Raw genomic sequence first — 2,755 nt, 5'->3', positions numbered from 1 at the left:
TTTTCATTGTCACTTAGCGTGAGCCGAAAATCGCGCTGATTGCGAGCCCACGTAATTTCAAACGCGAGCCCTTACAGGTAGTACGCAATTTTAAGGCTGCGATTAGTTCGCAATAATGCTCCAGCTCAGATTGGGGCAGGATGCGGGGAATGCCATGATCACACCGATGAACGGTACGAGGCTTAAGAACAACATGGAGATTCCGGTAAACGGTGGTAGGAGAAACGCCGTACAACTGCGCCATTGCAGTAATCTGTGTTGTCCGTTCCGGGCTTTTGGACGGCAGGCGGTCTAACCGTTGCCGTAATTGCAACAGAGAGTCAACAGGAATAGATTTACGCTGGCTGCCCATAGTTATCTAACACACGATAAACTGAGGCCCGTCCGATACCGAGTTGACGGGCAATCGCCGTAGCCCCCATTTTTTCAACTACATACAGACGGTACACTTCGGCAGGATCAATGGATGATTTTCGTCCCCGGTACACACCTCGCGCTTTTGCCGCCGCAATACCTTCCAGCTGACGTTCACGGCACAGATTAGTTTCAAATTCAGCGAAGACACCCAACATATCGAGGAAGGCTTTTCCGGCTGCCGTGCGTGTATCGACAGGCTGCTCTGTAGCCTTAAGGGTAATCCCCCGCTGATTTAAAGAATAAACAATATCCTGCAAATCTTTGATGCTACGAGCCAGACGATCTATACGCGTGACAATCAGCGTATCGCCCGGATGCAAAAAATCCAGCAACAATTGCAGTTCACTCCGCCCATCCCGTTTGGTTCCGCTGGCTTTTTCGGCCCGGATGATTTCACAACCGGCAACACGAAGCATTTGTGACTGTAGGGCGAGATCCTGATCATTAGTTGATACACAGGCATAGCCATAAAGAGCCATAATGGGGAAAGTGTCTCATTTACCTTTAGATGAATGAAACGTAGCATGTGGATGAGACAAAAACAACCAAGACACAAAAACTGTCTCATTGCATTGTCTTTATGGGGTATACCCATACAATCCAATAGATTGGTTTAAGCGGAAAATTTCATTTGCAGTTATTGTGAGCCGGTCGAAATGAAATGCGAGCCGAAAAAGATAAATGCAAGCTCATTTGCAGTTAATATGAGCAGGAAGGTATTTTCATTTACAATTAATGTGGGCTAAAAAAGCGGATAAATGCAAGCCCGACATATTTTAAATGCGGGCCGTTACAGCTAGTCAGACCAGACGCCCGTACAGCTTGCCGTCTTGGGCGACGAAGGTGAACGCGCCTCTAGTATCGATACGGTGTGCTTTGGATGACTCGCGGCGTTCCCGGTCAATAGAACTAGTACGTCCTGCGTATCCGGCGTGAACGCAAGCTCGGCCCTATATCCGCCTGTCCCGCCCCCGTGATGGTAGTAGCGGTGACCGGCTGGGCCGCGTATCCTGATGGCATAGCCGACGTCTTCGCCGTCCGCCTTACCCTGAGGCTCTAGAACACGCGCTCCGGCCTTACCTAGCGGTCCTTTCTCGCCCGCCATCAGCGCGCGCCCAAATACAAGCATATCTGCCGCGCTAGAGCGCAGCGCGCCGGCCGGCGCGTAGGCTTGGAATTCCCATGGACGCGCCGGGTCGTGGCCGACGTAGCCAGGCGCGAGGCGAGCTTGGCGTGCACCCAGGTGCTGCACGGTATCGTGCATGCCAAGCGGTCTGGTGATGCGTTCCGCCACTAGCGCTTCCCATGTCTTGCCAGCCTGCTGGGCCAGTACTTCTCCCAGCACGGCCATCCCATAATTGCTGTAGTCACCTTGGCAAGGCGGCGGATAAGGCAAGGTCACTTGGCCGAGCGACATCCACAGGCGAGTCCGGTCGTAGTCAGCATAGGGGTCGTCAAGCTTGTCGCGCTTGCCTAATTCGAAATCGGGCGAAAGGCGCGGTAGGCAGGAGCTGTGCGTGACCAGTTGGCGTAGAGTGATCGCCGCTACCTCCGGTTTTAAGACAACGCGGTTGGCGAACAGTTTGCCCAGCGTGTCGTCCAGTGAGAGACGTCCCGCCTCGACTTCCTGAGCCAACAACAATCCCGTAAACACCTTGGTAATGGAGCCGATCTCGTACAAGTCGGGTGGTGGCGTACGCTCCCCTACGTCTGGAGAGTGAGCGGAGCCGGTTGCCGCCCGGCCCTTATGCCAGATACCAGCCGCCGCGTAACCCCGCTGACCGCTCAGTGCAGCCCGGGCCAGTTCATCAGGACTGGCTTCGAGCGTTACCTGTTGCGCGTGTGCACATACGGCAACGGCTCCGATCACGAGGACAAAACCAAACTTTTTCATGTATTCTCCCAGTTTATTATTCGGTTTACTGTAGTAAAACGCTAAAAATATGAACGACGCTGTCCTCATTAACCGTAGTTAAATTCCCAACGGCGGTATTCCGCTACGGTCTAATTTGGGTCACCTGCACCCATCGCGGCATAAAGATCGTCACTATGACTAGATGTTTTGCCGAGTACAATGGCCGAGTTCAGTCAGCTGCGGCCGATCCGAGCGTTTTTTTGTGGTGCCTTTATTTTTCACTGGATTCGAGGAAGAAAAGCTCTTCGACAGTTATGCCTAGCGTTTTCGCTAGCTTTAACGCAAGTATAAACATTAAAAAAAATTTATTAATAGCATAAAAACAATCAGAATTATTACACTTTTTTATTGGGTTCTGTCGCATTAACAGAGCGCTAGCAAGAGAAAATGATGTAATTGTTTTTTATGCAGCCAATTGATAGA

Annotated in this window: 2 protein-coding genes and 1 pseudogene; all 3 read right to left on the bottom strand. The window is 51.6% G+C overall.

Annotation, left to right across the window (positions count from 1 at the left end; all coding sequences use genetic code 11):
- Window positions 1-28: 28 nt before the first annotated feature.
- Window positions 29-352, bottom strand: a pseudogene (locus tag NXS07_RS19360) (IS481 family transposase); the annotation flags it as partial.
- Window positions 336-896, bottom strand: a complete 561-nt coding sequence (locus NXS07_RS19355) for a recombinase family protein (RefSeq protein ID WP_258087446.1) — start codon at window positions 894-896, stop codon at window positions 336-338. The gene NXS07_RS19355 and the pseudogene NXS07_RS19360, both read right to left, overlap by 17 nt.
- Before the next feature lie 317 nt (window positions 897-1,213).
- Entirely contained in the window at window positions 1,214-2,311 is a 1,098-nt protein-coding gene (locus tag NXS07_RS19350) for a serine hydrolase domain-containing protein (protein ID WP_258087445.1), read from the bottom strand.
- Between the last annotated feature and the right edge of the window lie 444 nt (window positions 2,312-2,755).

Origin of the sequence: Xenorhabdus bovienii (assembly GCF_024721015.1) — a bacterium.
Taxonomy (GTDB): Bacteria; Pseudomonadota; Gammaproteobacteria; order Enterobacterales; family Enterobacteriaceae; genus Xenorhabdus; species Xenorhabdus bovienii.
Note: the sequence above shows the minus strand (reverse complement) of the source record. Positions and strands in the feature narration are given on the sequence as shown.

What these genes read in the sequence shown, in the direction of transcription:
- NXS07_RS19355 (WP_258087446.1), bottom strand. Translation starts at nt 896, where the DNA reads ATGGCTCTTTATGGCTATGCCTGTGTATCAACTAATGATCAGGATCTC.
- NXS07_RS19350 (WP_258087445.1), bottom strand. Translation starts at nt 2,311, where the DNA reads ATGAAAAAGTTTGGTTTTGTCCTCGTGATCGGAGCCGTTGCCGTATGT.